Annotated in this window: 28 protein-coding genes; 13 read left to right on the top strand and 15 right to left on the bottom strand. The window is 66.2% G+C overall.

Annotated features, from left to right (window positions below):
• Nucleotides 1–54: 54 nt before the first annotated feature.
• The gene (gene clpB / locus ACOZ9V_RS17365) at nucleotides 55–2661 is read right to left on the bottom strand and encodes an ATP-dependent chaperone ClpB (protein ID WP_139469041.1); all 2607 of its coding nucleotides are present in this window, start codon (nucleotides 2659–2661) and stop codon (nucleotides 55–57) included.
• Between the two features lie 187 nt (nucleotides 2662–2848).
• Nucleotides 2849–4426: a Na+/H+ antiporter gene (locus ACOZ9V_RS17360; protein WP_181271486.1), complete on the bottom strand. Its 1578-nt coding sequence runs from the start codon at nucleotides 4424–4426 to the stop codon at nucleotides 2849–2851.
• A 108-nt stretch (nucleotides 4427–4534) separates the two neighbouring features.
• Between ACOZ9V_RS17360 and ACOZ9V_RS17355 the strand changes: the two genes are divergently transcribed.
• Nucleotides 4535–5314: an enoyl-CoA hydratase gene (locus ACOZ9V_RS17355; protein WP_181271485.1), complete on the top strand. Its 780-nt coding sequence runs from the start codon at nucleotides 4535–4537 to the stop codon at nucleotides 5312–5314.
• 33 nt (nucleotides 5315–5347) lie between these two features.
• Complete coding sequence (locus tag ACOZ9V_RS17350) at nucleotides 5348–6280, top strand: NAD-dependent epimerase/dehydratase family protein (RefSeq protein ID WP_181271484.1); 933 nt, start codon at nucleotides 5348–5350, stop codon at nucleotides 6278–6280.
• Between the two features lie 85 nt (nucleotides 6281–6365).
• Here ACOZ9V_RS17350 and ACOZ9V_RS17345 read toward each other — a convergent pair whose 3' ends face one another.
• The 5 genes from ACOZ9V_RS17345 to ACOZ9V_RS17325 form a co-directional block, all read right to left on the bottom strand.
• The gene (locus ACOZ9V_RS17345; protein WP_434592112.1) at nucleotides 6366–7205 is read right to left on the bottom strand and encodes an SDR family NAD(P)-dependent oxidoreductase; all 840 of its coding nucleotides are present in this window, start codon (nucleotides 7203–7205) and stop codon (nucleotides 6366–6368) included.
• A complete protein-coding gene (locus ACOZ9V_RS17340; RefSeq protein WP_434592109.1) occupies nucleotides 7202–9040 on the bottom strand; it encodes an FAD-binding dehydrogenase in 1839 nt (612 codons plus the stop codon). Before ACOZ9V_RS17340 ends, ACOZ9V_RS17345 begins: the two co-directional genes overlap by 4 nt.
• Nucleotides 9041–9226: 186 nt before the next feature.
• Nucleotides 9227–10165 carry a prephenate dehydratase gene (gene pheA, locus ACOZ9V_RS17335; RefSeq protein WP_434592107.1) on the bottom strand — a complete coding sequence of 313 codons (939 nt, stop codon included), beginning with the start codon at nucleotides 10163–10165 and terminating at the stop codon, nucleotides 9227–9229.
• Nucleotides 10162–11010: a glycosyltransferase family 2 protein gene (locus ACOZ9V_RS17330; protein ID WP_434592104.1), complete on the bottom strand. Its 849-nt coding sequence runs from the start codon at nucleotides 11008–11010 to the stop codon at nucleotides 10162–10164. Before ACOZ9V_RS17330 ends, pheA begins: the two co-directional genes overlap by 4 nt.
• Before the next feature lie 82 nt (nucleotides 11011–11092).
• Complete coding sequence (locus ACOZ9V_RS17325; RefSeq protein ID WP_434592101.1) at nucleotides 11093–11971, bottom strand: DUF5926 family protein; 879 nt, start codon at nucleotides 11969–11971, stop codon at nucleotides 11093–11095.
• Nucleotides 11972–12081: 110 nt separating this feature from the next.
• On the opposite strand from ACOZ9V_RS17325, the gene ACOZ9V_RS17320 reads away from it, so the two are divergent.
• Nucleotides 12082–12990, top strand: a complete 909-nt coding sequence (locus ACOZ9V_RS17320; RefSeq protein ID WP_434592098.1) for a DUF1707 SHOCT-like domain-containing protein — start codon at nucleotides 12082–12084, stop codon at nucleotides 12988–12990.
• 11 nt (nucleotides 12991–13001) lie between these two features.
• Nucleotides 13002–13856 (top strand): DUF1707 SHOCT-like domain-containing protein, encoded by an 855-nt coding sequence (locus ACOZ9V_RS17315; RefSeq protein WP_434592095.1) that lies wholly within the window; start codon nucleotides 13002–13004, stop codon nucleotides 13854–13856.
• 68 nt (nucleotides 13857–13924) lie between these two features.
• Here ACOZ9V_RS17315 and ACOZ9V_RS17310 read toward each other — a convergent pair whose 3' ends face one another.
• Together ACOZ9V_RS17310 and ACOZ9V_RS17305 are read right to left on the bottom strand one after the other, a co-directional pair.
• Nucleotides 13925–14839, bottom strand: coding sequence for a GTP pyrophosphokinase (locus ACOZ9V_RS17310; protein WP_434592092.1), 915 nt, complete (start codon nucleotides 14837–14839; stop codon nucleotides 13925–13927).
• A gap of 110 nt (nucleotides 14840–14949) precedes the next feature.
• A complete protein-coding gene (locus tag ACOZ9V_RS17305) occupies nucleotides 14950–15744 on the bottom strand; it encodes an exodeoxyribonuclease III (RefSeq protein ID WP_434592089.1) in 795 nt (264 codons plus the stop codon).
• A 68-nt stretch (nucleotides 15745–15812) separates the two neighbouring features.
• On the opposite strand from ACOZ9V_RS17305, the gene ACOZ9V_RS17300 reads away from it, so the two are divergent.
• Both ACOZ9V_RS17300 and ACOZ9V_RS17295 read left to right on the top strand, forming a co-directional pair.
• The gene (locus ACOZ9V_RS17300; protein WP_434592086.1) at nucleotides 15813–16637 is read left to right on the top strand and encodes a thioesterase family protein; all 825 of its coding nucleotides are present in this window, start codon (nucleotides 15813–15815) and stop codon (nucleotides 16635–16637) included.
• Nucleotides 16634–17410, top strand: a complete 777-nt coding sequence (locus tag ACOZ9V_RS17295; protein ID WP_139469053.1) for an SDR family NAD(P)-dependent oxidoreductase — start codon at nucleotides 16634–16636, stop codon at nucleotides 17408–17410. The genes ACOZ9V_RS17300 and ACOZ9V_RS17295 overlap by 4 nt, the downstream gene beginning before the upstream one ends.
• Nucleotides 17411–18033: 623 nt before the next feature.
• Here the strand turns inward: ACOZ9V_RS17295 and ACOZ9V_RS17290 are convergent.
• Genes ACOZ9V_RS17290 through ACOZ9V_RS17270 form a run of 5 tightly spaced genes read right to left on the bottom strand, consistent with a single transcriptional unit; the run spans nucleotide 18034 to nucleotide 20283 of the window.
• The gene (locus tag ACOZ9V_RS17290; protein WP_139469054.1) at nucleotides 18034–18630 is read right to left on the bottom strand and encodes an alkaline shock response membrane anchor protein AmaP; all 597 of its coding nucleotides are present in this window, start codon (nucleotides 18628–18630) and stop codon (nucleotides 18034–18036) included.
• A complete protein-coding gene (locus tag ACOZ9V_RS17285) occupies nucleotides 18627–19202 on the bottom strand; it encodes a DUF6286 domain-containing protein (protein WP_434592082.1) in 576 nt (191 codons plus the stop codon). The genes ACOZ9V_RS17290 and ACOZ9V_RS17285 overlap by 4 nt, the downstream gene beginning before the upstream one ends.
• A complete protein-coding gene (locus tag ACOZ9V_RS17280) occupies nucleotides 19199–19588 on the bottom strand; it encodes an Asp23/Gls24 family envelope stress response protein (RefSeq protein WP_229664069.1) in 390 nt (129 codons plus the stop codon). The genes ACOZ9V_RS17285 and ACOZ9V_RS17280 overlap by 4 nt, the downstream gene beginning before the upstream one ends.
• A gap of 4 nt (nucleotides 19589–19592) precedes the next feature.
• A complete protein-coding gene (locus ACOZ9V_RS17275; RefSeq protein ID WP_062862592.1) occupies nucleotides 19593–19775 on the bottom strand; it encodes a hypothetical protein in 183 nt (60 codons plus the stop codon).
• Nucleotides 19776–19812: 37 nt separating this feature from the next.
• A complete protein-coding gene (locus ACOZ9V_RS17270; RefSeq protein WP_139469056.1) occupies nucleotides 19813–20283 on the bottom strand; it encodes an Asp23/Gls24 family envelope stress response protein in 471 nt (156 codons plus the stop codon).
• Nucleotides 20284–20382: 99 nt separating this feature from the next.
• Here ACOZ9V_RS17270 and ACOZ9V_RS17265 point away from each other — a divergent pair, with 99 nt between their 5' ends.
• The 3 genes from ACOZ9V_RS17265 to ACOZ9V_RS17255 are packed head-to-tail and all read left to right on the top strand — an operon-like array spanning nucleotide 20383 to nucleotide 21894.
• A complete protein-coding gene (locus ACOZ9V_RS17265) occupies nucleotides 20383–21030 on the top strand; it encodes an RNA polymerase sigma factor (protein WP_434592077.1) in 648 nt (215 codons plus the stop codon).
• On the top strand, nucleotides 21027–21500 hold the full coding sequence (locus tag ACOZ9V_RS17260; RefSeq protein WP_229664067.1) for a hypothetical protein: 474 nt from the start codon (nucleotides 21027–21029) through the stop codon (nucleotides 21498–21500). The genes ACOZ9V_RS17265 and ACOZ9V_RS17260 overlap by 4 nt, the downstream gene beginning before the upstream one ends.
• Entirely contained in the window at nucleotides 21493–21894 is a 402-nt protein-coding gene (locus tag ACOZ9V_RS17255) for a hypothetical protein (RefSeq protein WP_139469059.1), read from the top strand. The genes ACOZ9V_RS17260 and ACOZ9V_RS17255 overlap by 8 nt, the downstream gene beginning before the upstream one ends.
• A gap of 175 nt (nucleotides 21895–22069) precedes the next feature.
• On the opposite strand, the gene ACOZ9V_RS17250 is transcribed toward ACOZ9V_RS17255, so the two are convergent.
• A complete protein-coding gene (locus tag ACOZ9V_RS17250; protein WP_101547170.1) occupies nucleotides 22070–22342 on the bottom strand; it encodes a GlsB/YeaQ/YmgE family stress response membrane protein in 273 nt (90 codons plus the stop codon).
• 358 nt (nucleotides 22343–22700) lie between these two features.
• Here ACOZ9V_RS17250 and pyrE point away from each other — a divergent pair, with 358 nt between their 5' ends.
• The 4 genes from pyrE to ACOZ9V_RS17230 all read left to right on the top strand — a co-directional run bounded on the left by pyrE (nucleotide 22701) and on the right by ACOZ9V_RS17230 (nucleotide 26649).
• A complete protein-coding gene (gene pyrE, locus ACOZ9V_RS17245; RefSeq protein ID WP_062862586.1) occupies nucleotides 22701–23267 on the top strand; it encodes an orotate phosphoribosyltransferase in 567 nt (188 codons plus the stop codon).
• Nucleotides 23268–23447: 180 nt separating this feature from the next.
• On the top strand, nucleotides 23448–24323 hold the full coding sequence (locus ACOZ9V_RS17240) for an ABC transporter ATP-binding protein (protein WP_434592072.1): 876 nt from the start codon (nucleotides 23448–23450) through the stop codon (nucleotides 24321–24323).
• On the top strand, nucleotides 24323–26023 hold the full coding sequence (locus tag ACOZ9V_RS17235) for an ABC transporter permease (RefSeq protein WP_434592069.1): 1701 nt from the start codon (nucleotides 24323–24325) through the stop codon (nucleotides 26021–26023). Before ACOZ9V_RS17240 ends, ACOZ9V_RS17235 begins: the two co-directional genes overlap by 1 nt.
• Nucleotides 26020–26649 carry a TrmH family RNA methyltransferase gene (locus tag ACOZ9V_RS17230; RefSeq protein ID WP_172171925.1) on the top strand — a complete coding sequence of 210 codons (630 nt, stop codon included), beginning with the start codon at nucleotides 26020–26022 and terminating at the stop codon, nucleotides 26647–26649. Before ACOZ9V_RS17235 ends, ACOZ9V_RS17230 begins: the two co-directional genes overlap by 4 nt.
• Nucleotides 26650–26657 lie beyond the last annotated feature (8 nt).

The following is a 26657-nucleotide window of genomic DNA, read 5'->3' as shown; positions in this document are numbered from 1 at the left end:
TGCTATTCAACTCAAACTGGGCTGATTCCGCGCAGCACGCCCCAGCCGGGAGCCTTACCGCTTGGGGCGCAGCTCCAGGCCAGTGGCCTCGGGGTCTTCGGGCAGGTCGACGACCACAGTGTCCCCGTCGACGATGTCCCCGGCGAGCAGAGCGCGGGCCAGTTTGTCGCCGATCTCGCGCTGGACCAGCCTGCGCAGCGGCCGGGCACCGAACGCCGGATCGTAGCCTTCGAGCGCCAACCAGTCCTCGGCTCCCTGAGTGACCTCGAGCGAGACTCGACGGTCGGAGAGCCGTCGCGACATGTGCGAGATCTGCAGATCGACGATCGACGCGAGCTCGGTCTGGCTGAGCGCGTCGAAGAGCACGATGTCATCGAGACGGTTGAGGAACTCGGGCTTGAACGTCGCATGCACGACATCGAGCACCTTGGACCGCTGCTCTTCGGTCGACAGGCTCTTGTCGACGAGGAACTGCGAACCGAGGTTCGAGGTCAGGATCAGGATGGTGTTCCTGAAGTCGACCGTGCGTCCCTGACCGTCGGTGAGCCGACCGTCATCGAGGACCTGCAGCAGGATGTCGAACACGGACGGGTGCGCCTTCTCGACCTCGTCGAGCAGCACGACGGAGTACGGGCGACGGCGGACCGCCTCGGTGAGTTGGCCGCCCTCGTCGTATCCGACGTAGCCCGGAGGTGCACCGACGAGGCGGGACACGGTGTGCTTCTCACCGTATTCGCTCATATCGATCCTGATCAGGGCTTTCTCGTCGTCGAAGAGGAAGTCCGCGAGAGATTTCGCGAGCTCCGTCTTGCCGACGCCGGTGGGTCCGAGGAACAGGAACGAACCGGTCGGGCGATCCGGGTCGGCGACCCCGGCCCGCGAACGGCGGATGGCGTCGGAGACCGCGGCGACGGCGTTCTTCTGCCCGATGAGACGCTCACCGAGGATGCCCTCGGCTCCCAGCAGCTTCTCGACCTCGCCCTGGACGAGGCGTCCGGCGGGGATGCCCGTCCACGAGGAGACCACCTCGGCGATGTCGTTGCTCGAGACCTTGTCCGAGACCATCTGATCGGAATTCGCTCCCGCCTCGGCCTGGGCCTCGGCGGCTTCGGCCTCGGCGATCTCCTTCTGCACGGCAGGGATCTCGCCGTAGAGCAGACGGGACGCGGTCTCGAGATCCGTGTCGCGCTGAGCTTTCTCGGCGGCCGAACGCAGCTCGTCGAGCTTCGTCTTCAGCTCACCGACCCGGTTGAGGCCGGCACGCTGGGACTCCCAGGTGGCCTCGAGTCCGCGCAGCTCCTCCTCCTTGTCGGCGAGATCGGCACGCAGGGCGCTCAACCGCTCGATCGACGCGGAGTCTGTCTCCTTAGCCAGGGCCATGTCCTCCATCTTCAGGCGGTCCACGGCGCGGCGGAGCTCATCGATCTCGACCGGAGCCGAATCGATCTCCATCCGCAGGCGGGAAGCCGCCTCGTCGACGAGGTCGATGGCCTTGTCCGGCAGCTGCCTGCCGGTGATGTACCGGTTCGACATCGTTGCGGCCGCGACCAGGGCGCCGTCGTTGATCGAGACCTTGTGGTGAGCTTCGTAGCGTTCCTTGAGCCCGCGCAGAATCGCGATCGTGTCCTCGACGCTGGGCTCACCGACGAAGACCTGCTGGAACCGGCGCTCCAGAGCGGGATCCTTCTCGATGTTCTCGCGGTACTCGTCCAACGTGGTGGCACCGATCATCCGCAGCTCACCGCGGGCGAGCATCGGCTTGAGCATATTGCCTGCGTCCATCGAGGAGTCTCCGCCGGCACCGGCACCGACGATCGTGTGGAGCTCGTCGATGAAGGTGATGATCCGACCGTCGGCGTTCTTGATCTCCTCGAGCACGGCCTTGAACCGCTCCTCGAACTCACCGCGGTACTTCGCCCCGGCGACCATGGCGGACAGGTCGAGGCTGATGAGCGTCTTGTCGCGCAGCGATTCGGGCACGTCTCCGGCCACGATCCGCTGGGCCAGGCCTTCGACGACGGAGGTCTTGCCGACGCCGGGTTCACCGATGAGGACGGGGTTGTTCTTCGTCCTCCGCGAGAGCACCTGGACGACGCGGCGAACCTCTTTGTCGCGGCCGATCACCGGGTCGAGCTTGCCTTCCCGGGCGACGGCGGTGAGATCGATGCCGAACTTCTCCAGCGACTGCATCGTCTCCTCGGGGTTCTCCGAAGTGACCTTCTTTCCGGCACGCAGTTCGGGCAGGGCCGCGAGCAGCGCGTCCCTGTTGGCCCCATTCGCGCGCAGCGCCTCACCGGCGCCGTCCTTGCCGGCCGCAGCGGCGAGCAGCAGGTGTTCGGTCGAGACGAACTGGTCGCCGAGGGCCGTCATCTCCTCCTGCGCGAGGTTCATCATCTCCAGGCCGGCGCGGGAGAGTCCCGGCTGGCTGACGGAGGATCCGCTGACGGTGGGGAACCCGCTGATCACGGACTCGATGGACCGCAGCACGGTCTGCGGGTCGGCACCGACCTTCGTCAGCAGGGTCGCGGCGAGCGAATCGGGCTGGCCGAGCAGGGCCGCGACGAGGTGGGCCGGTTCGATCTGATTGTTCTTCCGGGCGACGACGTCGTTGACCGCAGTCTGCAGCGCCTCCCGGGATTTGGTTGTCATCTGTGCGTCCATGTACGCATCTCCTTCTCAAATTCTGTGCTGATTTCAGCTCTCGAAAAGAACAACACCGACAAAGTTGAGTCTATTCCGCTCAACTTTGAAAATCGAGAAGAATCTCGCCGAGGCGGCCCGCTCGGATACGTGTCCCTGCCCAGCCGGGGCCGGCTCGGAAACCCGCCCGGTCGGGACCGGCCCGCCTCTACCTCGTGATGACCGACTGGAGGTCGAAGCGGTGGAGCACGCGGTCGGCGATCTCCGGATCGGTGCCGCGTTCGCGCCGGGCCTTGAGCACCTCGGCACGGGCGGACTGCATGGCCTTCTTCTGCACGGCCAGCATCTGCTCCCGGTGTTCCTTGAACGCCATCGCCTGCTCCGAGCTCGCCTGGTCATCGGTGGTTCCGCTGAGCTGATCGTGCAGGACTTTGAACCTCGCCCGCAGGGGTTCGATGACGTCGTCGGGCAGACTGTCATCGTTCTTGATCTCGCGCATCGCAGCCTTGTAGGCACGCAGAGCGATGTCCCTGGTCGCCTGATGTTCCTTCTCCGCCTCGTCGTCGATGCCGAGGATAGCGACGACGGTCGGAAAGCTCAGGCCCGCCAGCACCAGAGTGACCAGCAGGACCACCGCGGCCGCGACGACGACATAGGACCGCCCGGGGAACGGGGCACCGGAGCTCGTCGTGGCCGGGATCGACAGCGCCAAGGCGACCGTGGCGAGGCCGCGCATCCCGCCCCAGGTCATCAGCGTGGCATCGCGGACGCTCAACGGTGCGGCATCCGGATCCTCCTCGCGTCTCTTGCGTTCGATGACAGTGCCGAGCAGCAGCCATACGAAGCGGACGGCGACGACGATGAGAGCGATGAGCGCGCCGACGAGCAGCGCTCGCCCGAGGTCGGCGTGTTCGGATTCGACGATGAGACGCAGATCGAGGCCGATGAGTCCGAAGGCGATTCCGGTGATGAGCATCTCGAGGACCTGCCACGTCGAGTTCTGCGTCACCCGCTCCGCCGAGTTCCCCTCGACATCGCGGCGCCGCACTTCGAGGGCGGCCACGACGACGGCGATGACCCCGCTGGCGTGGAAGTGCTCGGCCACGAGGTAGACGCCGAAGGGCAGGACGAGCATGAGGGAGGACCGAGCGATCGTGTGATCGATCTTCTCCATCACCCACCAGGCGGCGAAGGACAGCACCAGGCCGACGATGATCGCCACGACGGCGGAGACGACGAACGACACGGCCAGATCTGCGTAGTCCACCTCGGTGCCGGCCAATACCGCGGCCATCGCGGTCTGGAAGATGACCAGGGAGGCGGCATCGTTGAACAGGCCTTCGCTCTGCAGGGTCGACATGATGCGGCGGGGGATCGACACGGTGCTGGCCACGGCTTCGACAGCGACTGGGTCGGGTGGGGCGAGCATGGCGCCGAGCGCGATGGCCGCGGCGATGGTGATTCCGGGGACGAGGAAGACCGCGGACCCGGCGACGGCGGCCACGGTGACACCGACGAGAGCTACGGACATGCCGAGGATCGTGCGCCACCGGATCGCGAACAGCGCCCACGATGTCTTCTGTGCGGCGGCGAAGAGCAGGGGCGGCAGGAAGAGAGGGAGGACGAGCTCCGGATCGATGGCCACCTCGGCGAAGGTGGGGATGAACGCACCGGCGATGCCGATGAGGACCATGAGCGCCGGCCACGGGAGCTTGAGCTTCTGCCCCAATCCGACCACCACCGAGGTGGCGGCACCGAATCCGATGATCATCAGCAGTGTGGTCATGCCAGTCCCTCCGAATCGCTCCCACCGGGGCAGATGTGTCCGGAGGCGGGCGGAAATCGTCTGCGCAGATTCCGCGCCGGGCCCGGCGACCTTTGGCAGAATGAGGCTATGTCGGAATCAATTGTATTCGCGCAGCTCGACGACGGAGTCGTCTCCGTGACGATCAACCGGCCGTCCACGCGCAACGCGCTGTCGCTGACGGTCATGGAAGACCTCATCGACACCCTCACCGAGGTGGGGCAGCGTACCGAAGTACGCGCGGTCATCCTCATCACCGCCGGTCATGTGTTCAGCTCCGGTCATGACCTCACCGAGATCCGCGGGGCGGATCTGGAGACGCAGCAGACCACGTTCGACGCCTGTGCCCGACTGATGCAGCTCATCCGATCCATCCCACAGCCGGTCATCGCGCAGGTGCAGGGCGTGGCCACGGCGGCCGGCTGCCAGCTGGTGGCGACCTGCGATCTGGCCGTTGCCGCCGAGTCCGCCAGATTCGCAACTCCGGGAGTGAAGATCGGTCTGTTCTGTTCGACTCCGATGGTGGCCCTCTCCCGTGCGGTGCCGGCGAAGCAGGCGATGCGGATGCTGCTGACCGGTGATTTCGTGACCGCCGAGGATGCGCTGAAGTTCGGTCTCGTCTCCGATGTCGTCGCCGACGCCGACCTCGAATCCGCCACCTTGGAATTGGCTCTCAAAGTCGCGTCCGCCTCGTCGGCTACAGTTGCCCTAGGAAAGGCCGCATTCTACGAACAGCGGGAGCTGCCTGTGGCCGACGCCTATGCGCGGATGTCGCAGGTGATGGCGGACAATGCCGTCGCGGCCGATGCGCAGGAAGGGATCGACGCCTTCCTGACGAAGAGGGAGCCGCAGTGGCAGCACCGCCGCTGAGGCGGTGGGCGTGAAGATGAGAGAGGGAACCTCGTGGCGGTGATAGTGACCGGAGCCAGCGGCTTCATCGGTGGTGCCATTGCACGGGCGCTCGCCGAAAGGGACGAAACGGTCTACGCGCTGTCCCGGCGAGATCCCGAGATCCCCGGGGTGAACTTCCAACACTGGGACATCACCGAACCTGCGTCCGCTTCGGTGACCTCCCTGGCCAAGAATGTGACCGCGGTCTTCCACTGTGCCGGAATCGCCTCCGTCAGCGCCGATGACGACGCTCTCTACAACGTGAAGGTGACGGGCACACGTCATGTCCTCGATGCGTTTCCGAAGGCCCGCATCGTGCACGTGTCCTCGACGACGGTGTACTCCGAGTCCGAACCCCACGCCGAGCTGTGGGAGGAAGCCGGTCCGAAGGACCCCAACGACTTCGCCGACGCGTACTCTCGCACCCATGCTCTCGCCGAGCAACTCGTCATGAGGCTCCGTCCCGATGCTGCGATCCTGCGTCCCGCGGCTGTCTACGGTCCGGGGGAGACGATGCTCATGCCGTTCCTGTCGCGGATGTCGAAGAGAGGTGTGCTGCGGCTGCCCGGCGGCGGCAGGCAGAAGATCACCCTGACGCATGTCGACAATGTGGTGCGGGCCGCGCTCGCCTGCCTCGACGTGCCGTCGGCGGCGGGTCCCTTCAATATCGGTGATCCGATTCCGTACCGGCTCAAAGAGGCTGTGGTCACTCACTTCGCTCGGATGGGCTATGACCAGGTCGTCATCGAGGGTGTCGCGAAGGACAAGGCGCTGGTGTCGGCGAAGCTCGGACTCAAGATCAAGGGCGTGTTCAAGCGCGGGGACCGCGCGAAGCTCTTCCTCGTCAGATACCTGCAGTCGGATCGGACGTACAACCTGTCCCGGCAGCAGCGGGTGCTCGGCATCTCGACGACCCAGCACCTCATCCCGTCCCGCCTGCAGTAGGGCGCTGGGCCCCCAGCGACCAGGTTCAGCGCTTCAACCGGACACCAGCGGTACAGCAATCCGCCGGACCCGGCGACTGAGACGCTTACCGCTTGAGCCCGTGCTGGGCGGCGACGATCTTCGACACGAGTTCGCGCGGGAGCGCACGCCCCAGCAGGAACGGCAGCGGTGCTCTGCTGCCGACGGCGTAGAACTCCCGCGGCCTCGGCGCAATGATCGCATCGACGATCGTGGCCGCAACCTTGGCGGCCGGAATGCCGCCGCGCTCATTGGCGTCGAGGTGCTCGAGCATCGTCGTCACGTCCTGCGTATAGGGCGAACCCTCTTCGAGGTACTTCGTCCGCCGCAGCCCGATACCCGTGGCGATCGATCCCGGTTCGACGGTGCTCACCCATACGCCGAAGGGTGAGAGCTCCTGCCGAGCCGCCGTGGCGAAAGCGCGCAGAGCCGCCTTCGCCGCAGAATACGAACTGCGGTGGGCCAAAGGGAAGCTGGCGAGCATCGACCCGACCATGATGATGCGTCCCGCCCGCCGCGCACGCATCCCGGGCAGGACGAGTTGGCTCAGTCGAACGGGTCCGAACACGTTCGTGCGGAAGAGCCGTTCGATGGCCTCGGCCGGCAGCTCTTCGAACGGACCCGACTGGCTCTCACCGGCATTGTTGATGAGCGCGTCGATGCCGTCGAGCAGGCCGAGCTCCTCGAGCTCTGCGGCCAGCCGGTCCGGACCATCCGGGTCGGCGAGGTCCAGCGGAAGATAGCTGACACCGGGGATCCGGTCGGCAGGGGAGATGCGGTCGGGATTCCGGCTGGTTGCCAGCACTGTGCAGCCTTTCGCCGCCAGCGCCTCGGCGACGGCTCGACCGATTCCCGAGGTGCCACCGGTGACTAAGACGGTGAGGGCTGAACGCGCGCTGCCGGTCATGTGTGCGCTCCTTCGCCTCGTGCAGACCCGTCTTCCGGTCGCACAGATGCCACCGCACGGCCTGCCTGCTCGGCGGCAGCGCGTCCGGCGCGCAGGCCGGAGAAGATGCACCCGCCGAGGAACGTTCCCTCGAGCGCGTTGTATCCGTGCATTCCGCCGCCACCGAAACCGGTGACCTCGCCGGCTGCGTACAGGCCAGGGATCGGTGTGCGCTCAGCCTCGCGATCTCCCTCTTCACCAGCGCCGGATCCCGCCAGCACCTGCCCGTCGAGGTTCGTCTCCAGCCCGCCGAGGGTCTTGCGCGAGAGCAGGCTCAGACGCACGGCGATGAGCGGACCGTGTGCCGGGTCGAGGATCTTGTGCGGTTTGACCGCGCGCACGATCTTGTCGCCCAAATAGGACCGCGCATTGTGGATGGCCTGGACCTGCGCGTCCTTCGAGAACGCGTGCTCGGTCTGCCGGTCCCGCTGCCGGATCTGCTCAACGAGGTGGTCGTGATCGATGACCGGTCCGCGGGAGCGTTCGTTCATTCCCGCCACCAGTTCCTCGGTGGTCTCGGCCACGACGAAGTCGGAGCCGTATTTCTTGAAGGCCTCGATCGGTCCCGGCGCATCGGAGGAGCGCACCCGATCGAGCGTGATCCGGATGTCCTTCTCCGTGAGATCCGGGTTCTGCTCCGAACCGGAGAGCGCGAATTCCTTGCGGATGATCGACTCGTTGAGCACGAACCACGAATAGTCGTGTCCGGTCTCAAGGATCGTGCGCATCGTCCGATTCGTATCGAAGCCCGGATAGTTCGGCGCAGGGAACCGGTTGCCTTCGGCATCGAACCACATCGACGACGGTCCCGGAATGATGCGGATCCCGTGCCCGGGCCAGATCGGATTCCAGTTCTCGATGCCCTCCGTGTATGCCCAGATCCGGTCCCGGTTGATGAGGCTGGCTCCGGCATCCTCGGCGATCTGCAGCATCCGCCCGTCCACATGGGCGGGCACTCCGGCGAGCATCGTGTCCGGGAACTCGCCGAGGCGGTCGACCGGCCAGTACTTCTTCATCAGGTCGAAATTGTGTCCGATGCCGCCGGTGGTGACGATGACGGCGGGTGCTCGGAGTTCGAAGTCGGCGAGTTCGTCGCGGTTCGATTCGACTCCGCGGGCCGTGTGGCTGGGGGCGAGTGTCCGCCCGCGGACGCCGACGACGGCCCCATCCTCGGTGATGAGTTCGTCGACGCGGTGACGGAAGGCGAACTCGACGAGTCCGGCGGCCTCCGCGGTCTCGACCGGTTCGCGGAAGACCCGGACCACCTCGGGGCCGGTGCCCCAGGTGAGGTGGAAACGGGGCACGGAATTGCCGTGTTCACCCGCCCCGGACCCACCGCGTTCGGCCCAACCGACGATCGGTGTCAGGCTTAAGCCGAGGTCACGCAGGTACTGGCGCTTCTCCCCGGCCGCGAACTCGAGGTACGCCTCCGCCCATTTCCGGGGCCAATGATCCTCATTCCGGTCGAATCCCGCCGAGGTGGCCCAGTCGTCCTTGGCGAGCTCGAGCGAATCGTGGACGCGCAGTCGCCGCTGCTCGGGAGAGTCGATGAGGAAGAGTCCGCCGAGGGACCAGAACGCCTGTCCGCCGAGGTTCGCGCGGTTCTCCTGGTCGAGGATGAGCACGCGCTTGCCGGCCTTGGTGAGTTCATGGGCGGCGACGAGACCGGCGAGTCCGGCACCCACGATGATCGCATCGGGGGAGCGGCGATCCGGGGAGGAACGATCACCGGGTCCGGCGCTGTCTCCGCCGTCACCAGGGGCGTGGGGCGAGCCCGTGCTGTCGAAAGAACTCATCGTCGACTCCTCTGTCGTCTCTGTCGGCTAGTGAACCGACGTTAAGTGTGCGCAGATTGCCCAGAACCGACCGGAATCTGGCAATCTGCGCACACTTACCTACCAGTAAGTTTCAGTATTGCAGATTTTCCCGGTGTGAAGAGGAGCAGGCGGTCCGAAGTCGGGCGCAGTTTCGGCCGGTGTCCATCAGCCTTCGAGGGTGCGTTCCAGCCAATCGGCGGCTGCGGCGAAGGACTCGTCCGTCGTCGTCGGGTCGACCGGCACCACTGCTCCGTCGGAGCTCGGGTAGCTGCCGAGGAAGTGCAGCTTGAGGGCCGCCCGGTGGACACCCTGTAGGGCCTCGGCCATCCGTGCCTCATGGATGTGTCCGAGCAGGTCGATCGAGAACTGGTAGAGGCCCAGCCCGTCACCGGTCGGCCGGGATTCGATGCGGGACATATTGATCCCGCGGCTGGAGAACTGTTCGAGCAGTTCGAGCAGCGAACCCGCCCGGTCCGAGCGCAGGGCTGCCACGACGGTCGTCTTATCCGCGCCGGTCGGGGCGGGCAGAGGGCCCGGGCGGGTGACCACGACGAATCGGGTGACGGCGTCTTTGCGGTCGCCGATGTCCTCGGCGACGATCTCGAGTCCATAGCGCTGCGCGGCCAGGGCCGGGCAGACAGCGGCCATATGGTCGCCGGCGTCATTGGCCAGGTCCCTGGCGGCCGCGGCAGTCGAGGACGTCGGCAGGTAGACGGCTTCGGGGAAGTTCTCGTTCATGAACGCCCGCACCTGCGCCTCGCCGTGCGGGTGCGAACCGAAGGAGGAGATCTCCTCCCTGGTGGTGCCGGGCTTGACGGCGAGGACGAAGCGGACGGGCACGACCACCTCGGCGATGATCTGCAGACGCCCGTTCTCGGTGAGCGCATCGATCGTGGCGGGCACTCCGCCTTCCAGTGAGTTCTCGATCGGCACGACCGCGGCATCGCAGTCACCCTCGAGCACCGAGTCGAGTGCCGAGGGTGCATTGCGCATCGGATGAGTCGTGGCTTCGGCGCGCAGGTTCCGGGAGTCGAGGAAGCTGAGCAGGGCCGCCTCGGTGAAAGTGGCCTCAGGGCCGAGGTACGCGAAACGGTTGAGGCTCACTTGCCGGTCTCCTTGTGTGGGTCGGAGGAATTCTGCGTGGATTCGGACGACCCGGAATCGGCGGGGGTGGAGGAGACGCCGCCGGCTGGTGCCCCGCCTTTCCGCTTCGCGCGGAGGCGGCGGACGAGGATCGCGCGGGCGACGTCGCGGTACTGGGCGGCACGGTGCAGCTGGGCTTTCAGATCGCGACCGGTGACGCGGTGGTGGAGGTCGCATTCGACCTCTTCCACGCGCAGCCCGGCGTTGACGACATCGATGGTCATGGCCGCCTCGACGCCCCATCCGGCGGCGAAAGGCAGGGCCGCGTCGAAGGCCTCCCGCGACAGGCAGCGCATGCCCGACAGCGGCTGGGTGGCGTCGAATCCGGAGAGTTCGGCGATGCCCTTCTTCGCCAGTCCGACGACGAAGCCGAAGCCTCCGCCCTTGCGCTTCTGCGCGGGCAGGATCGCGATCGTCATGTCCGCCTGACCAGCGAGCACAGGCTCGGCCAGGGGAGCGGTGTTGATGGCGGAGTCCTCGAGGTCGCCGTCGATGAACAGCAGCGCCCGGTGGTGCGGGTCGACGCCCGGATCGGCGTCGGAGATCTCCCGATTGCGCAGGGCGAAGGCTCCGGTCATCATGGCCGCAGCCTTGCCTTTGTTCTTCGGGTGGGTGATGACCTCGGCGCCGGCCCGGCGGGCCCGAGTCCCCGTGTCGTCAGCCGATCCGTCGTCGACGACGAGGACCATGTCGACCCCGGGGATCTGCTTGGCCGCAGCGACGGTGGCACCGATCCGCTGGGATTCGTTCATCGCGGGGATGATGGCGGCGACCGCCTCGGGGGCGGGGTGCGGCTGTGTGCTCATGTCGGTTCTCCTGTCCGTCACCGGCACCGAGGCGGGACACCCTTTTTCGGGTCCCGCCTCGGTGATGGAGTGGTGACGGATATCAGTGGATGGTCAGCTGGCGGGACACGATGCCCGAGCGGACGCGGCGGGCCTCGGTGCTCATCGGCTCGGTCGTGTTCAGCGCTTCGTCGAGGCGCTTTCCGAACGCGGCGATGGGCTCTTCGACGTCGTCGACCTGGGTGCCGAACTCGAGTTCCCAGACGGGGACGATGATGCCGTGGGCGCGGAAGTAGCCGAGGAAGGTGCCGATTCCGCCGAGGTCGTTGGCGTTCTCGGCCTGCAGGCGGGCCATCGCATCGACGACGCGGTCCTCACCTTCGGGGCGGGCCCAGCGGACGTAGGTGCGGCCGGACATCTCGGTCCAGTAGGCGGAGTCGACGGAGGCGAGCTTCTCGGTCGGGGCCACGGAGTCGTTGGCCTGCTGGAGGGCGGCGGCGACGTCGGCATCGGACTCGGCTTCGGGCAGGGCCCAGTAGTCGAAGTTCTCGAGCACGCGGACGTCGAACGGGTGAGAGGTGTCGAGGATGTCCTGCAGACTCGGGCCCTCACCGGGTTCGGTGGTCGCCTCGATGGAGGTGCCGGGTTCGGCGTCGACGGCGGCCAGCAGGCCGCGGGCGACGTCGCGGGAGGCGTCTGTCGAGGACACGGGCACCTGCATTCCGGCCAGGATCTCACCGTCGTCGCGGCGCCAGGCCTGCCATGCGGCGGGCAGCAGGGACGTGATGGTCACCTCGTGGCCGCCGTATTCCTCTGTGAGCTTCGCGGTCGCGGTGGCCGCGGGCACGAGTTCGCGCAGGCAGATGAGGTCGGCTTCGAACGGCAGGTCCGCGAACGGACGCGCGACGAATGCCGTGGCCTGCGCCCTGGCGAGGCGTTTGGCGATGAGTTCTTCCTTGGAGCGCTTCGACTTCTTTCCCATGGGACGCAAGTCTAGTCGGTGGAGTCATCGGTGCATCATCCAGTGCGACGGCCCGCGCAGCACGGTGAGTTGAAGTGGCCCACGCTTGGCAACGGTGGCATCATTTATCCGTGGCTATTCTGCAGACGTCGACCGGGAACCCAGACGACCGGTCCGATACAGCCGGAGCCGCCCGGAAAGAATTGCGCCCTTCATTCGTCGAACGCGACGCCTTTCGCACCGCTCTGTCGTCGGCCTATGCCGACGGGCGCATCGACGATGAAGAGTTCGAGCGCCGCTCCACTCTCATCGAAACCGGGAACCATGCCGCGGACCTGCAGCGAGCCCTGGCCGATCTGCCCCGACCCGAGGTCGAGTTCCCGACCACACTTACCCGCGCCGAGGCGCTCAAGCGGCGCCGTTCGCTGCGGACTTCCGGCGCCCCGGCGGTCAGCCGCCGCCTCCTGCTCGCCGGTGGTGCCGCTGCCTTGGGCTTCGTCGTCGCCGGCGGAGCCTCTCGGCTCTTCGGCGCGGACTCAAAGGCAGTCGAAACTTCGGGCTCGGACTCGCCTGAGGTCGACTTCATCACTGATCCTGCTGCCCTCGAAGATGTGCTGACAAGGGTGAAGGACAAGGGGTACACGCATTTCCGTGAGATCTCTATCGATCCGGATGTGTTCCAGGCCGGTGCCCGCAGTCTGAAATCGTCTCGCGGCATCGACAGCGTCATCGTCTACGGGCGTGCAGAGCCGGACATCACCCCCAGCAGTCGCTTGGGCGAAGGCGACAGGCTCTTCACACTCGACGACTTCGCTCTCGGCCTCATCCCGGCGATGGCCCAGGCGGCAGCGAAGAAACTCGGCAGCGGGCAGGGCCTGCGAGTGGAGCTGCGGACCGAGAGCGACGCGTCCAACAGCAAAGCGGAACCGGTGATCTCTGTGATGGTGGCAGGCGGCGACTACGGCGATGGCGGAGGAGAACTGCGCTGGACTGCTGACGGGAAAGAGCTCATCTCCATCCATCGCACGGGCGAGGACTGAAGGGGATCGATATGGCCGAGACGAGGAAGAGAGATGACTGGCGTCCCTCCCATGACGAACGCGCGCCTTATATCTCAGCGCTCAATGAGGCGCTCGCCGACGAACGGCTCACCGTCGACGAGCATGACGAGCGGGTCGCTTCCGCCGAGGCGGCCACCAGTTCCACCACCCTCGACGGCCTCGTCGCCGATCTGCCCTTCGAATGGCATGACGAGAAGTTCGAACGGGCGCAGACGACCGACCGCCGGCGATTCGTGCTCGGCATCGGGGCTTTTGTCGGCATCACTGCCGCATCGTGGGTCGGCACCCGAGCGTGGGTGAAGAGCGGAGACGGCGCCGAGGCGACTGGCCGAGGCGGTGGAGGCGAAGTGGGGTCGAACTCGGCGTCCTCTGAGTCTGATTCTTCCGAGTCTGAGGACGACTATGAGGAGACCGTTCCCACTGATCTCGTGCAGGTGCTGAACTGGCGCAAGGACACTGTGCCCTCAGCAATCGAACATGCGACGGCACTCGGGCTGACCATGGTCGGGCGGATTCAGGGCGGAGGAGACGACGTCACGGTCAAGGGGTCGAACGAGAACGACGAGTGGATCACGGTCCGCTTCCGGAAGGGCTTTCGTCCGACGGTCGACACCGACACGAGCCAGAGTCCGTCAGACAAATGGCTCAGACCCGCCGAGATCCCAGCTGTCGACGTGGCCGCTCTGCACGATGAAGTGAAGTCCGAACTCAGCAAGAACACGCAGTCGCATCAGCTCGATATCGGCTATGACCTGACCGCTGACGAATGGCTGGTGTTGATCTGGGACGGGCCGGATTCCTTCGCCTGGACGCTTGACGGGCTCAAGCGCGTCAAACGCGACTGACCGAACAGCCGCCACTGCCTGTCGCAGGCAGCTCAGCTGACGTGCTCGACTCAGCGGTCGTGCTCGACTCAGCGGTCGTGGCCGACGGGGATGAAGTAGCGCGTGTTGTTCGACTCGTCCATGCGCACCTGCAGCTTGTCGCCCGGATGGGGGAAGGCGGAGCGCTCCGGGTTGTCGGGGGTCAGCCCGAGCGTCTCCAAGCGGATGATGCCGTGGCGGCCCACCTCGTCGGCGGCGAGGACATAGGAGTGGTTGAGTTCGCGGATCGTGACCTCGATGGCCGGATCGGTCGGTTCGTCCGCCTCGGCGAAGGCGCGGGGCGGGGCGGAATTGCCCATGCCCAGATACGCGCCGACGTCATCGGCGATGTAGCCGGCCACGGAGTCGGCCTGCGCCATCAGCCCTGCGAGGATCACCGACAGCCGCTCCTGCTGGGCATCGGATTTCAGGGCCTGACCGGGCTTGAACAGGTGCTCCTCGGCGAGCACGCACCACGCGTCCTGCATGATCGTGCGCAGCTGGAGTTCGACGAGGACGGAAGGTTCGGAATCGAAGGGAACCTCGACGATGAGGTGGCGGCCACGGTACCCAGAAGGTTTCGGGGTCGCGGAATAGTCGCGCACCTCGGCTATGGAGAGGTTCGTATCGTCACCCACCGCGGTGAGCAGATCCCACAGGGCCGACTGTTCGCGTTCGGTGCGGCAGACGACGCGGGCACCGACGACATCGATGACCTGGTTCTCGACCTCGACGGATTCGTGGATCTCATCGTTGGCATCGGCGAGCTTGCGGCGCAGCTTCTCGCCTGTGCGCAGCCGATCCTTGATCCGACCGTCGACGACGCGCACTCGATCCCCGGAGAGCAGTGCGGATGGGGCGCGGACGGACTCGACCCAGTCATTGACCGTCTCGAGGGCGGCTCTCCAGGTGGACTCACGCCGGTCGTAGGCTTCGTCGACCAATTCGCGGACAGTTGCTGACATCCTCGTCACCTTCCTAGCTCCTGATTCAACTTCACCAGAAGAGAGGGGCGATGTCTATGGCTTCGACGCTGAAGTTGCGCCGAGGTGCCGAAAGGTGAGACGAAGGTGCCTCAGAGGTCGTAGTCGACGACGACGGGAGCGTGATCGGACGCGCCTTTGCCCTTGCGCTCCTCACGGTCGATCTCGCCTGCGGTCGCTGTCTTCGCCAGCGCCCGCGAGGCGAGCTGGAAGTCGATGCGCATGCCCTGCTTCTTCGGGAAGCGCAGCTTCTGGTAGTCCCAGAAGGTGTAGACGCCGGGTCCGGGCGTGAACTGGCGGGTGACTTCGCTCAGGCCCGCGCCGAGGAGATCATCGAAAGCGGCACGCTCGGCATCGGAGACGTGGGTGGCGCCGTCGAACTCGGCCATGTCCCAGACGTCCTCGTCGAGCGGAGCGACGTTGAAGTCACCGCAGAGGACGAGCTTCTTCTCCGGTTCGGCGCTCAGCTGGGCGGCGATATCGGCCGTCAGCGCCTTGTACCACTCCAACTTGTAGCCGTAGTGCGGGTGGTCGAGTTCGCGGCCGTTGGGCACATAGAGCGAGTAGACGCGTACATCGTTGCAGGTCACCGACAGCGACCGGGCTTCGACGACGGGTTCTTCCGAACCGAAGGCAGGGATGTCCTTGAACCCGATCTCGGCGTCGGCCAGTCCGACGCGCGAGGCGATGGCGACACCGTTCCACTGGTTGAGGCCGTGATAGCTGACCTCGTAGCCGCGCTCGGTGAACAGCTCCTCGGGGAACTGCGAGTCCTTGCACTTGAGTTCCTGGATGGCCAGGACATCGACATCCGAACGATCTAGCCAGGCCCCGATGCGGTCATGGCGGGCACGGATCGAGTTCACATTCCACGTAGCGATTCTCACCCTCCCACCCTAAGCCGTCCGCGCCGGAGGTGAAAGCGCGATGTAGACGGGTCGATAGGATTGGGACCATGCCTGAAGCTCCCAATGAACACCTCGGCCATGACGGTGCCGCCTACCCGGACTCCTACTATGTGCGGCTGTCCGAGGACCGCCTCGTCTCGACTCTGCACAGCCAGGGCGCTTGGCAGCCCGGCGAGCAGCACCTCGCGCCTGCCTCGGGGATGGTGCTTGCCGAGATCGAACGTCGACTGCCCAGCGACAAGCTCATCTCCCGGGTGACCTTCGACGTCCTCGGCGTCATCCACTCCGGCGAGTTCACCATCGATGTCGACGTCGTCCGCCCCGGCCGCACCATCGAACTCGTCGAAGCGCATATGCGCCACGGTGAGCGCACCAGCGTGACCGCTCGGGTGTGGAGACTGCAGGCCTCCGACACCGAGGCGGTCGCAGGCGACGAATGGTCCGCGATGCCGCCCGTGTCCGAAGTGCCCGAGATTCCTTTCACCAACCGTTGGGGCGGCGGTTACATCGCGTCCCTCGAGGGGCGCCAGGGAGCGGACGCCCACCCCGGCTACGCACGGTCCTGGGTGCGCAGTCCCTATCCTCTCGTCGACGGTGAGATCGACCCGCCGGCCGCGGCCTTCGTGAAGTTCGTCGACACCGCCAACGGTCTGGCCGTCCGTGAGGATCCGAAGACGACGTTCTTCCCGAACGTCGACCTCTCTATCCACCTCACTCGCGTGCCCGAAGCCGGCTGGGTCGGCTTCGACACCAAGGTGGCCTTCGGGCCGACCGGACTGGGGCAGACGACGAGCGTGCTCAGCGACGTCGACGGACCCATCGGCACAGCAGTTCAGTCCCTGACCGTTCGTCGAGGTCAAGGCGCGGTATGAATCCGCGGCCGCGTGCCCTCATCACCGGGGCGAGCTCCGGGCTGGGGCGCGGCTATGCCCGCACCCTGGCCGCCGAGGGCTACGACCTCGTCCTGGTCGCCAGGGACGCGGACCGGCTGAATCAGCTGGCCGAGCAGGTGCGAACCACGCAGAGTACCCACGCCGAGGCGGCCGTGGCCGATCTGTCGACCCGTGACGGTATCGACGCGGTCAACGAGATCATCGCGACGCAGCCGATCGATGTGCTCATCAACAATGCCGGCTTCGGGCTGCGCGGGACACTGCTGGATACCGATGCTGCTGAGCTCGATGCGCTCGATCGGGTGCTCGCCGGGGCGGTGAGAGAGCTGTCGCTGGCAGCGGCTCGGCGCATGCAGTCCCGCGGTCGCGGAGGAATCATCAACGTCTCCTCGCTGGCGGCGGTGACGACGATGGGACAGTATGCCGCGTCGAAAGCTTCGACTCTGGTCTTCACCGAGGCGCTCGCCGGGGAACTCAGGGGCGGCCCGGTGACGGTCACCGCCGTTCTGCCTGGCTTCATCCGGACGGAATTCCACAGCCGCCTCGGCGTGGAGCGTCCGGGACCCGGCCTGATCTGGCTCAGCGTCGATCAGGTGGTGCGGGAGTCGCTGCGTGATGCGCGGGCGGGGAAGGTCGTCTCTGTGCCGGGGTGGGGATATCGCATTGCCGCGCTCGTTGCCCCTGTGGTGCCGCGTCCGCTCATGCGATGGGGGTCGGCAGGATTCTCCTTCGCCCGCACCCGCGATCACTGAGTCGGGATTCGCGAGATGCGCCGGCGGTCATCGAACTGTGGTCGTGTGCTCACCGCGGGATGTGACCTATATGCAATTTTCGGCAGGGGCGGCACAACTGAGTTGAGGATTGAACTACCGAGGGCTGAGCCTGTGACCAGGGGTTTTATTCTGATCGCTTCTGTGCTATAGAGCCCGACAGGATTCAAGACGGAGCGTGAGATTCTTTACAAGCGACACGAAAGTGTGGTCAAATTAATGTGTTCGCCCGGTGGGGATCGGGTGGACATAACGGACGTATGGGGATGCGTCCGGGTACTCGAGGGGAGTGCTGCGAGGACCCCGGGATGTCGCGATTACGCGCCCCGGGGTTCTTGTCATTCACAGCAGTGTTTCGCGACCGCCTGCCTGTCTTCAGGTCACTATCGGACATCCGAACTCGAATCTAGGTCACTATCGGATACTTCTGCGTGCGAAAAGTATCCGATAGTGACCTGGATTCGGTGGCCGCATCCGATGGTGACCTCGCCGCTGCCTGCTGCCTGTAGAAGCTGTCGGCTTCTACCGACTGCTGCTGGCTCCTGCTGCTGAAGCAGAAGCTGCCGACTTCTGCCGACTGCGGCGCCATCGGATGCGGCGCGAGGCTACTGGACGCTGACGCTGCGCTGGCGGCGCGAGCGAGTGCGGGCGATGCCGATCTCCAGGGCCACCGCGCTCAGCGGAGCACCGAGTGCCATTGCCGCATTGCCGGCGGCGCGCTCGGCGACTTCGGCGATGATCGCATCGATGTCGGCGCGTTCATCGGCGTCGACGTGGATGAGCAGCTCCGGACTCCGCGCGGTGCCGCGCAGAATCACCGTGGCGTCGGAGACTCCGTCGGTGGATTCGAGGTCGGCGGCGACCGCCTCGGCGATGACCTCCGCATTCACCGTGGTCAGACCCGTGCGGGCATCGGCCTGCATGCGGAAGGGCTTCGCGAAGTCCTTGCGCGGGACCTGCACGCTCAGCCAGCGGAGCCCGATGATCGCCAGGATGAGGGCCACGACCACGGCGATGAGCGCCGAATAGGGCAGCGCCAGCACCGAGGCGACCGGACCGAGATCCGCTCCCGCCTCCAGGGCAGGGTCGACCGGGGCGGTGAGACCGAACCCGATGGCGAGCACTGCCAATCCGATGATCAGCGCGATGAGGCCGAGGATGATCAGTCCCGTGCGGTTGGCGGCGGCGGCCGTGCGTCTCATGACTGACTCCTTCTGGCCTGGACCTTCACCGTGGGGGTGCGGTCGAATGAGATCGAGGCGAAGCGTTCCCTGACGGCGGCTTCGACCTCGGCGCGGATCGGCTCAACGTCGCGGATCGGCGTCGAGAACGTCACGATCGTCGACCTCGCGTTCGACGAGGCCTTGACCCCGCTGACGCCGTCGACCCCATCGGCGGCCGCGGCCGCGATCTGCGACAGCGCCGAGGTGGGCAGGGCGACCTCGAAATCACCGATGTGTTCTGACCCAGCGGCGCTCACGCCGAGGATCCGGCGCGCTCCGGGAGAGATGCCGAGGATGAAGGCGATGAGTCCGAGCAGAGCCAGGACGATGCCGACCGCGATGACGACCGCGGAATTCCAATGCAGGTTCCCGGCCGCCTCGGCGATGGCGGAACCCGGCGCCTCGATCAGTGCGGCTGCGACGGATCCGAAGCTCACGAATGCGGCGATGCCAGCCCAGCCGAGTCCCACGGCGAGGAGCAGCAGGATGAGGGCGACGACCACGGCCGGACCGATGCGGGAGGGCCGCTTGCGCAGCAGGCGTGTGCTCATTGCAGGCGATTCCTTCCTCGATTCGCACCGGAGGACTCCGGGGCGAGCCACCGCACGCTGATGTCGACCTGACGAACGGTGACACCGGTGAGGCGTTCGACTTCGTGACTCAGGGTGGAGCGGACGTGTTCGGTCGCCTCGACGATGGGGGTGGGGTAGGCCAGGCCCAGCTGGACGGCGAGCGTGCAGCTGCGCCCGGACAGGGTGACATCCACGGACGGGCGCGTGTCCAGGCTGGAACTCGCTCCGATTCCGAATAGACCCGAGCTCGTGCCGCCGACGCCGGGCAGGTCTTTCAGCACCTGCCCGGCGGTGCGCTCCACGACCTTGTCCGCGATCGTCAGGCCGCCTCGGCGAGCTGGAGCGTCGTCGAGTATCGGGGCCACGGCGCTACCTCCGCGTGGTCGAGCGTGAGCTCAGCGCGGACAGGTCGAGGCGTCCGTCGAGGACGAGGCCGACGACCAGGCCGAGCCCGCCGCAGATGGCGACGACGAGGAACGCGAGGAAACCGCCGAAGTAGGCGACGATTCCCAGCGTCAGGCCGACGAGGAGTCCGATGAGAGTTTTCGACATGGCATTCCTTCTGCCGAGGTGGTGCAGCGGATGAGGGTCAGTTGAGTTCCGGCGAATCCTTGGCCGGAGCCTCTTCGTCGTCCTCGGGCAGGTGGACGTCGGTGACGTCGATGTTGACCTCGACGACCTGGAGTCCGGTGCCCTGTTCGACGGCGCGCACGACGTTGCGGCGGATCGCCTCGGCGACGTCGACGATGGAGGTGCCGTATTCGACGACGATGGTGAGGTCGATGGCGGTCTGCTTCTCACCCTTCTCCACGGACACTCCGCCCGAGACGTTGGTCTGCGAGCCGGGGATGCGGTCGGTGAGGGTGTCGAAGGCGCGGCGTGCGGCATTGCCCATTCCATAGACGCCGGGGACCTCGCGGGCGGCGATTCCGGTGAGCTTGGCGACGACGTTCTCGGCGATGGTGGTGGTGCCCATCTCGGTGACGAGCGGGCTGCGCACGTCATCGTTCTGGGTGGTCTGGGCCTTCTGGTTCGAATCGGACTGCTTGGGTTCCGGCATCGTTCTTCCTTTTCGTTGGAGGTGCATGCGGTTCGCAAGTCCTTCGTCTGAAGGATGCTTACACAGGTACAGACGCAGCCTGATGAGAATCCTCACGCGGTGTTCGCAGAAATTTTTCGCCGAGGCGGAATTTTCGCCGAGGAGGCCGGCCGGTTCCGCGCCCCCGTGGCCTACGATGGTGATATGACAAGGGGAGATGATCGTTTCGACATCGTCACCCTGGTTGTGCGCGCTCGCGAGGGCGACATCGCCTCGTTCGAGGCCCTCGTCGACGAATACGAGCGGAAGCTGCTGCGTTTCGCCTGGCGTGCGCTCGGGGATCGACAGGATGCCGAGGACGTCGTTCAGGATACGCTCGTCAAGGCCTGGAGGTCGCTCGACGCCCTGGCCGAACCCGCGGCCTTCGGCACGTGGATCTACCGGATGGCCTCGAACCGCTGCACCGATGTGCTGCGCCGACGCACATCCCGGCCCTCCGACGCATCGGATCCGGAGGACCTTGGCCATCACGTCGACGGTGCCGCCTCGGTCGAACGGTCCGTCGAGGCACGCACGGCGCTTGAGCATTTCTCCGAGATTCTGCAGACTCTGTCCTCGGAGCAGCGTGTAACGTGGGTGCTCCACCAGATGGAAGGTCTCAGCTACGCCGAGGTCGCCGAGACCTTGGGAATCAGCGAAGGCAGTGTGCGCGGACGCATCCACCGCGCCCGAACCGCCATCGCCGAGGGCATGGAAGGATGGGTATGAGCGACGAGTCCGTCAACGCCACGGACGCTCACCTCCGCGGCATCATCGACGAATACATGGGGGCCTTCGAACCCGACCCCGCGGAATCCGTCGGTCTGCGCGAACGCATCCTGCAGATCGTGCGCGAGGACGCGGTCCTGGCGCCGGCCACGAAGCTGACGACCGAGCGCGGCAACCCTTTCCGGATGGCGACGGCAGAGGTGCGCGGAATCATCCGCGAGGCCGTCGACTCCGTGCCCGGGATCCGCGCCCGCAGCGTGAATCTGACCCCCGCGGGCGAGCCGGAGGGCAGCGCCGTCGAAGTTTCGCTGACCGTGACGATGAGCGCGGGGACGGCCTTCGTCTCCGCCGCCGAGGATGTCCGCCGCAGCGTCGCCGGTGCCCTGATCGCGCAGGTGGGGATCCCCGCAATGCGAGTCGACGTCACCGTCGAGGACGTCTTCGTCGATGAGGAGGCCGCCGATGACTGAGAAGCCGAGGGTTCAGAAGGCGAGAGTTGAAAAGCCGAGGTTTGAAAGCGGGACCTCACGCGGATTCGACGAGGCGGCGGTCTCGGCCCGCCTGACCGAATCCGTCACCGGAGTCGACGGCGTCACCGGCCTGGCCCCGGGGCTGCGCGACATGATCGCCAACGCGGCCGCTCGAGTGATGCGCCGAACCGGATCCGAACCGCTGCGCGTCGAGGTCTGGCGCACTGGCGAGGATCTCGGCGTCCGGATCGATGCGCATCTCGATGACAGTCGGCCCGTGACCGAGATCGTCGACGAGCTCTTCGCCGTCATCGCCGTCGACCTGCAGGCGGCGGTCGACGGGCCCATCGGGGAGATCGACATCGACGTGCACATCGTCAGCCGCAGCCGCTGAGGTCGTGCGGCGGGCGGCACCCAAGACGCGAACGGCACAGAAAAAGGTGGATAGCCCAGTTTCAAACTTGGGCTGTCCACCTTTTTCTGGGCTGTTGCCGACGCTGCCGTCTGCGGCTGTGTTTGGCCGCAACGGGGTGCCGCCGGGCAGTGGCTCTCTAGATGGCTGCAGTCGCTCAGTCGGCCTTGCTCTTCGAGCGTCCGGTGATGAGGCCCCAGATGATGAGCACGATCAGCGAGCCGCCGATCGCGCACAGCCAGGACGACAGTGAGAAGAACTTATCCATCTGGGCGCCGAAGATCATGCCGCCGAGCCAGCCGCCCAGCATGGCTCCGATGACGCCGAGGATGAGCGTGGCGAAGAAGCCGCCGCCCTGTTTGCCGGGCAAGATCGCCTTAGCGATGGCTCCGGCGATGAGTCCGAGGATGAGATATGCGATGAAACCCATGTTGCTCACGTCCCTTCTGAGACAGTTGACCGGCCGGGTTGCACGGTGCTGTTGCCACTGTACAACCGAAACGCAGGGTAAGTGCCAAGCCTTGTTGATCCTTTATGACATCTATACAGACGCAGAGCCAGCCGGAACCTCACGCCCGGAGTCAGCAGGGCCAGCCGGAACCTCACGCCCGGTGTCAGCAGGACCGGTCGGATCCCCACGCCCGGTGTCAGCAGGCCGCGGCAGAAGGGCGGCTGGGCTCTGAGGCGGGAGGCCTGCGTGAGGTCTTCCGGACGCTGAAAGGGAGTGCGCCCGGTCACTGAGACGGGGCTGAACGGCCGTGGTCCGACCGCCCAGTAGACTGGAGTTCATGACCGACAGCGCTGACACTCGCCGACAACTGCTCGACCTCATCGACGAACTCGCCGTGGTGCGCGGCAGGGTGACCCTCTCCTCCGGCAAGGAGGCCGACTATTACCTCGATCTGCGTCGGGTCACCCTCGATCACCGTTCGGCACCGCTGGTCGGCGATGTCGTCCTCGACCTCCTCGAGGCTCATGATCTGCTCGACAAGGTCGATGCCGTCGGTGGCCTGACGATGGGCGCCGACCCGGTCGGCACCGCCGTCATGCACCGGTCGGTGGTGCGCGGCACCCCGCTCGATTCCTTCGTCGTGCGCAAAGAGGCGAAGAAGCACGGAATGTCCCGTCGCGTCGAAGGCCCCGACGTCGCCGGCAAGCGCGTCGTCGCCGTCGAGGATACGTCGACCACGGGCGGTTCCGTGCTCACCGCCGTCGAAGCGCTCAAGGAAGCCGGCGCCGAGGTGGTCGCCGTGGCCGTGGTCATGGACCGCGACACCGGCGCCAAGGAACGGGTCGAAGCCACGGGAATTCCGTACCTGACCGCGCTGACGACCGCGGATCTCGGACTCGACTGAGTCCCGCCTCGGCGAGGTGGGCCTGCGAGGTGCCGCCTCGGCGAACTCGGCTCACCGATCACGACCTGGGACTCGACTGGCAATTCTGTCGAAATCGAGGACGTGGTTTGAAACAAGTCTCTTATTTCAACACGATAGATGAGACACTCCCCAAGAACTGTTCGATGTAAAGGATGACGCGTGCTCACACTGAAAGAGGTTTCCCTGCGCAAAGGGAAGCGGACATATCTGGACGAGGTGAGTTTCACCGCCGAGGCGGGCCGGATCACCGCAATCGTGGGAACCCGCTCGGCGGGCCGCACCGAATTGGTGCGCATCATCATGGGCCTCATCGCCGCTGATGAGGGCACCATCGAACTCGAGGACTTCGAACTCGACTTCGGCGACCGGCAGAACTTCGGCTATCTGCCCGCCGAGCGCGGCGGATACCCGAACATGCGCGTGCTCGACCAGATCGTCTACCTCGCCCGCCTGCACGGGATCACCCTGGGTGCGGCCGAACGGAATGCGCTGACCCTGCTCGGCCATCTCGAGCTCGCCGACCGCGGCTACGCACCGCTGAAGAACCTCTCCGGCGCCGAGATCGCCCGCGTCGACATCGCCGCGACCCTGGCCGCGGACCCGGACGTCGTCGTCATCGACGATGCTTTCGCAGGCCTCGACGCCGCCTCGCTGCGCCTGGTCACGTCCCTGCTGCGGGCCCATGCATCCTCGGGAGTGCCTGTCATCCTGGCCACCGACGACTGGGAGGCCGCACAGACGTTCGCCGATGACGTCGTCATCCTGAACCAGGGCAAGGTGACCACCTCGGGCAGCGTCGAGAAGCTGCTCGGTGACCAGCACTATCGCGTCGAGACGACGGACACCGAGGCGGCCGCCTCGGCGCTGAAATCCCGAACGGGAATCAGCGATGTGAAGACCGTCGGACGCGAGGGCGTGAGCTTCCGCGCGAATGATGCGAAGTCAGCCGCCGCTGCCGTGGCTGAGCTGAAGAATGTGAAGAACTTCGAAAGTGTCCGCCCGACACTGGCCGAGCAGTACAAGGAGGCTCTGTAATGGCGCGCAAAGACAATGGTGCGAATGACGAGTCCCCGGAACCGCTCGTGTCCAAGGGCACGGCCGGCGAAGGCATCGACGACCTCGGTGTGCCTGTCGATGACGATGTGATCGAAGACGCGACCACCGCCGAGGAGGTCGACTCGGACGACGAGGCGACCGCCGCCGGTGCGACCACGGGATCGGCCGCCTCGGCGAAGAAGGGCACCGAGGCGAAGGATCCAGCCGCGAAGGCCTCCGACGCGAAGGAAGCGGACGAGTCCGGCGCCACCGCCGGCCTCGACGACGTTCCCTTCGAACTGGCCGAGGACACCCCCGACCCCGACGAACTGCCGGAGACCGGACTGGTCTCGGAATTCGTCGACGTCGGCAACCGCCAGGCCGCGTGGCTCGTGTCGAACCGTGAGTCCACCACGGCCATGCGCAGCCCCTACTTCCTGGTCACGGCCGCCGTGATCATCCTCGGCGTGTTGGCCGCCATCATTTCCGGAATCGTCGCTGACGTGCAGAAGGACTCGGGCACCCCGACCATGGCGATGGTCGGAGTCGGCGAGCAGGCGGCGATGTACGAGCAGCAGCTGGGTGTGAAGATCACCGACGCCAAGGACGCCCCCGCCGCCGAAAAGCTCGTACGTGAGGGCAAGGTCGACGCCGCATTCATCCAGGACCCGAGCGGTCAGGGACAGCCGACGATCATCGCCCTCGACAAGCAGCCCGATGCTCTGCTCGAGAAGCTCGCGCCGAAGACCGAGGCGACGCTGCTCGAGACCCCGGCCGTCGACGGTGCCGTGGCCACCCCGCTGCTGTGGGGCATGGTCGCGCTGTCGCTGCTCGTCGTCGCCACACTGGGCACTGCGCTGTACCAGAACCTGCGCCTGGAGAAGCGAAACCGGATCACCGAGATCATCGCAGCCACGATTCCGCCGCGCGCCTCGGCCTCGGGGCGAGTGACGGGCATGCTGACCCTCGTCGTCGTCCACCTCGTTGCGGCCGCCGTCATCACCGAGCTCGGACTCTCGCTGTCGGGCAAGACGTCCCTGGCATTCGCCATGCTGCCGGGCCTGGGCTGGTTCGCGCTGGCCCTGCTGCTCACTGCCTGGTCGGTGTTTGCGCTGCTCGTCTGGGCGTCGACCGTCGTCGGCTCCAAGGCGCGCGCCACCTTCCTCACGATCATCGGCGTCATCACCGTGGCGGGCTTCTTCGCTCCGGTCATCATCGGACCCTCGGGCACCGTCGCGAAGGTGCTGTCGTGGACGCCGTTCACATCGCCGCTGGGCATCGCCGGTCGTTCCTTCGCCGGTCAGGCCGAGTGGTGGGAAGGTCTCGTCGCCGCCGGCATCGCCCTGGTCCTCGCCGTCATCCTCCATGCTCTGGCCTCGGGCGCGTACGTGCGCTCGGTGCTGTCCGGTGGCGGTCGCGGCGGCAGGACCGTGAAGATGAGCAAGCGCGCGCAGAAGGTCGGTGCCGCCACCTCGGCGAAGGGCGCCGCAAAGTCGGACTCGAGCGCTGACGACGCGGAGGATGCCGATTCGGACGACACGGACGACGAGGACTCGGACAAGGACGCGAAGGCGGCGGACGACGAGAAGTCGGCGGCCGCCTCGGCGAAGGAATCCGGCACGAAGAAGTCGGACGTGAAGTCCGGCGGAGAAGACGAGAAGGACGCGAAGTCGGCGGATGATTCCCGCGACGACAAGTGACCGAAAGCGCTGAACCGCAGGTGGGGGTCGGTCCGTGGATCGGCCCCTGGCCTGTGGGTGAGCACTTCGATCCGGAGCTGCTGGCTGAGGGTGATCGGCGCAATGTGGTCGATCAGTATCGGTACTGGAAGCACGATGCGATCGTGGCCGACCTCGATGCCTCGCGGCACGATTTCCACGTCGGAGTCGAGAACTGGCAGCACGACCTCAACATCGGTTCGGTCGTGCGCACCGCCAACGCCTTCAACGCCGCAGCCGTGCACATCGTCGGCAAACGCCGCTGGAACCGGCGTGGAGCGATGGTCACCGACAAGTACCAGCACGTCATCCACCATCCGAGCGTGGACGACCTGCTCAGCTGGTGCGCCGAGAACGACGTGCCCCTGCTGGGCATCGACAACTTCCCGGATTCCGTGCCGCTGGAGACCTACGACCTGCCCAAGCGCTGCCTGCTGCTGTTCGGTCAGGAAGGACCGGGACTGAGCGAGGAAGCGCACCAGGCGAGCCGCGACGTGCTCTCGATCGCGCAGTACGGTTCGACACGGTCGATGAACGCCGCAGCAGCCGCCGCGATCACCATGCATTCGTGGATCCGCCGGCACGTGTACGACCAGCCCGTGAGCTGAGTTCGCTG

It is taken from the genome of Brevibacterium sp. 1718, from assembly GCF_051131255.1.
Lineage (GTDB): Bacteria > Actinomycetota > Actinomycetes > Actinomycetales > Brevibacteriaceae > Brevibacterium > Brevibacterium sediminis.
The sequence above is the reverse complement of the archived record's forward strand: the minus strand, read 5'-3'. Positions and strand labels throughout refer to the sequence as shown.

Bases quoted from the DNA above. Each gene is read 5' to 3' on its own strand.
- ACOZ9V_RS17360 (WP_181271486.1), bottom strand. From the start codon at position 4,426: ATGACCACACTGCTGATGATCATCGGATTCGGTGCCGCCACCTCGGTG.
- ACOZ9V_RS17290 (WP_139469054.1), bottom strand. From the start codon at position 18,630: ATGAGACGCACGGCCGCCGCCGCCAACCGCACGGGACTGATCATCCTC.
- ACOZ9V_RS17260 (WP_229664067.1), top strand. From the start codon at position 21,027: ATGAGCGACGAGTCCGTCAACGCCACGGACGCTCACCTCCGCGGCATC.
- ACOZ9V_RS17330 (WP_434592104.1), bottom strand. From the start codon at position 11,010: ATGAGCACACAGCCGCACCCCGCCCCCGAGGCGGTCGCCGCCATCATC.
- ACOZ9V_RS17340 (WP_434592109.1), bottom strand. From the start codon at position 9,040: ATGAGTTCTTTCGACAGCACGGGCTCGCCCCACGCCCCTGGTGACGGC.
- ACOZ9V_RS17315 (WP_434592095.1), top strand. From the start codon at position 13,002: ATGGCCGAGACGAGGAAGAGAGATGACTGGCGTCCCTCCCATGACGAA.
- ACOZ9V_RS17355 (WP_181271485.1), top strand. From the start codon at position 4,535: ATGTCGGAATCAATTGTATTCGCGCAGCTCGACGACGGAGTCGTCTCC.
- ACOZ9V_RS17310 (WP_434592092.1), bottom strand. From the start codon at position 14,839: ATGTCAGCAACTGTCCGCGAATTGGTCGACGAAGCCTACGACCGGCGT.
- ACOZ9V_RS17285 (WP_434592082.1), bottom strand. From the start codon at position 19,202: ATGAGCACACGCCTGCTGCGCAAGCGGCCCTCCCGCATCGGTCCGGCC.
- ACOZ9V_RS17300 (WP_434592086.1), top strand. From the start codon at position 15,813: ATGCCTGAAGCTCCCAATGAACACCTCGGCCATGACGGTGCCGCCTAC.
- ACOZ9V_RS17345 (WP_434592112.1), bottom strand. From the start codon at position 7,205: ATGACCGGCAGCGCGCGTTCAGCCCTCACCGTCTTAGTCACCGGTGGC.
- ACOZ9V_RS17325 (WP_434592101.1), bottom strand. From the start codon at position 11,971: ATGGGAAAGAAGTCGAAGCGCTCCAAGGAAGAACTCATCGCCAAACGC.
- ACOZ9V_RS17275 (WP_062862592.1), bottom strand. From the start codon at position 19,775: ATGTCGAAAACTCTCATCGGACTCCTCGTCGGCCTGACGCTGGGAATC.
- ACOZ9V_RS17235 (WP_434592069.1), top strand. From the start codon at position 24,323: ATGGCGCGCAAAGACAATGGTGCGAATGACGAGTCCCCGGAACCGCTC.
- pyrE (WP_062862586.1), top strand. From the start codon at position 22,701: ATGACCGACAGCGCTGACACTCGCCGACAACTGCTCGACCTCATCGAC.
- ACOZ9V_RS17255 (WP_139469059.1), top strand. From the start codon at position 21,493: ATGACTGAGAAGCCGAGGGTTCAGAAGGCGAGAGTTGAAAAGCCGAGG.
- ACOZ9V_RS17295 (WP_139469053.1), top strand. From the start codon at position 16,634: ATGAATCCGCGGCCGCGTGCCCTCATCACCGGGGCGAGCTCCGGGCTG.
- clpB (WP_139469041.1), bottom strand. From the start codon at position 2,661: ATGGACGCACAGATGACAACCAAATCCCGGGAGGCGCTGCAGACTGCG.
- ACOZ9V_RS17250 (WP_101547170.1), bottom strand. From the start codon at position 22,342: ATGGGTTTCATCGCATATCTCATCCTCGGACTCATCGCCGGAGCCATC.
- ACOZ9V_RS17270 (WP_139469056.1), bottom strand. From the start codon at position 20,283: ATGCCGGAACCCAAGCAGTCCGATTCGAACCAGAAGGCCCAGACCACC.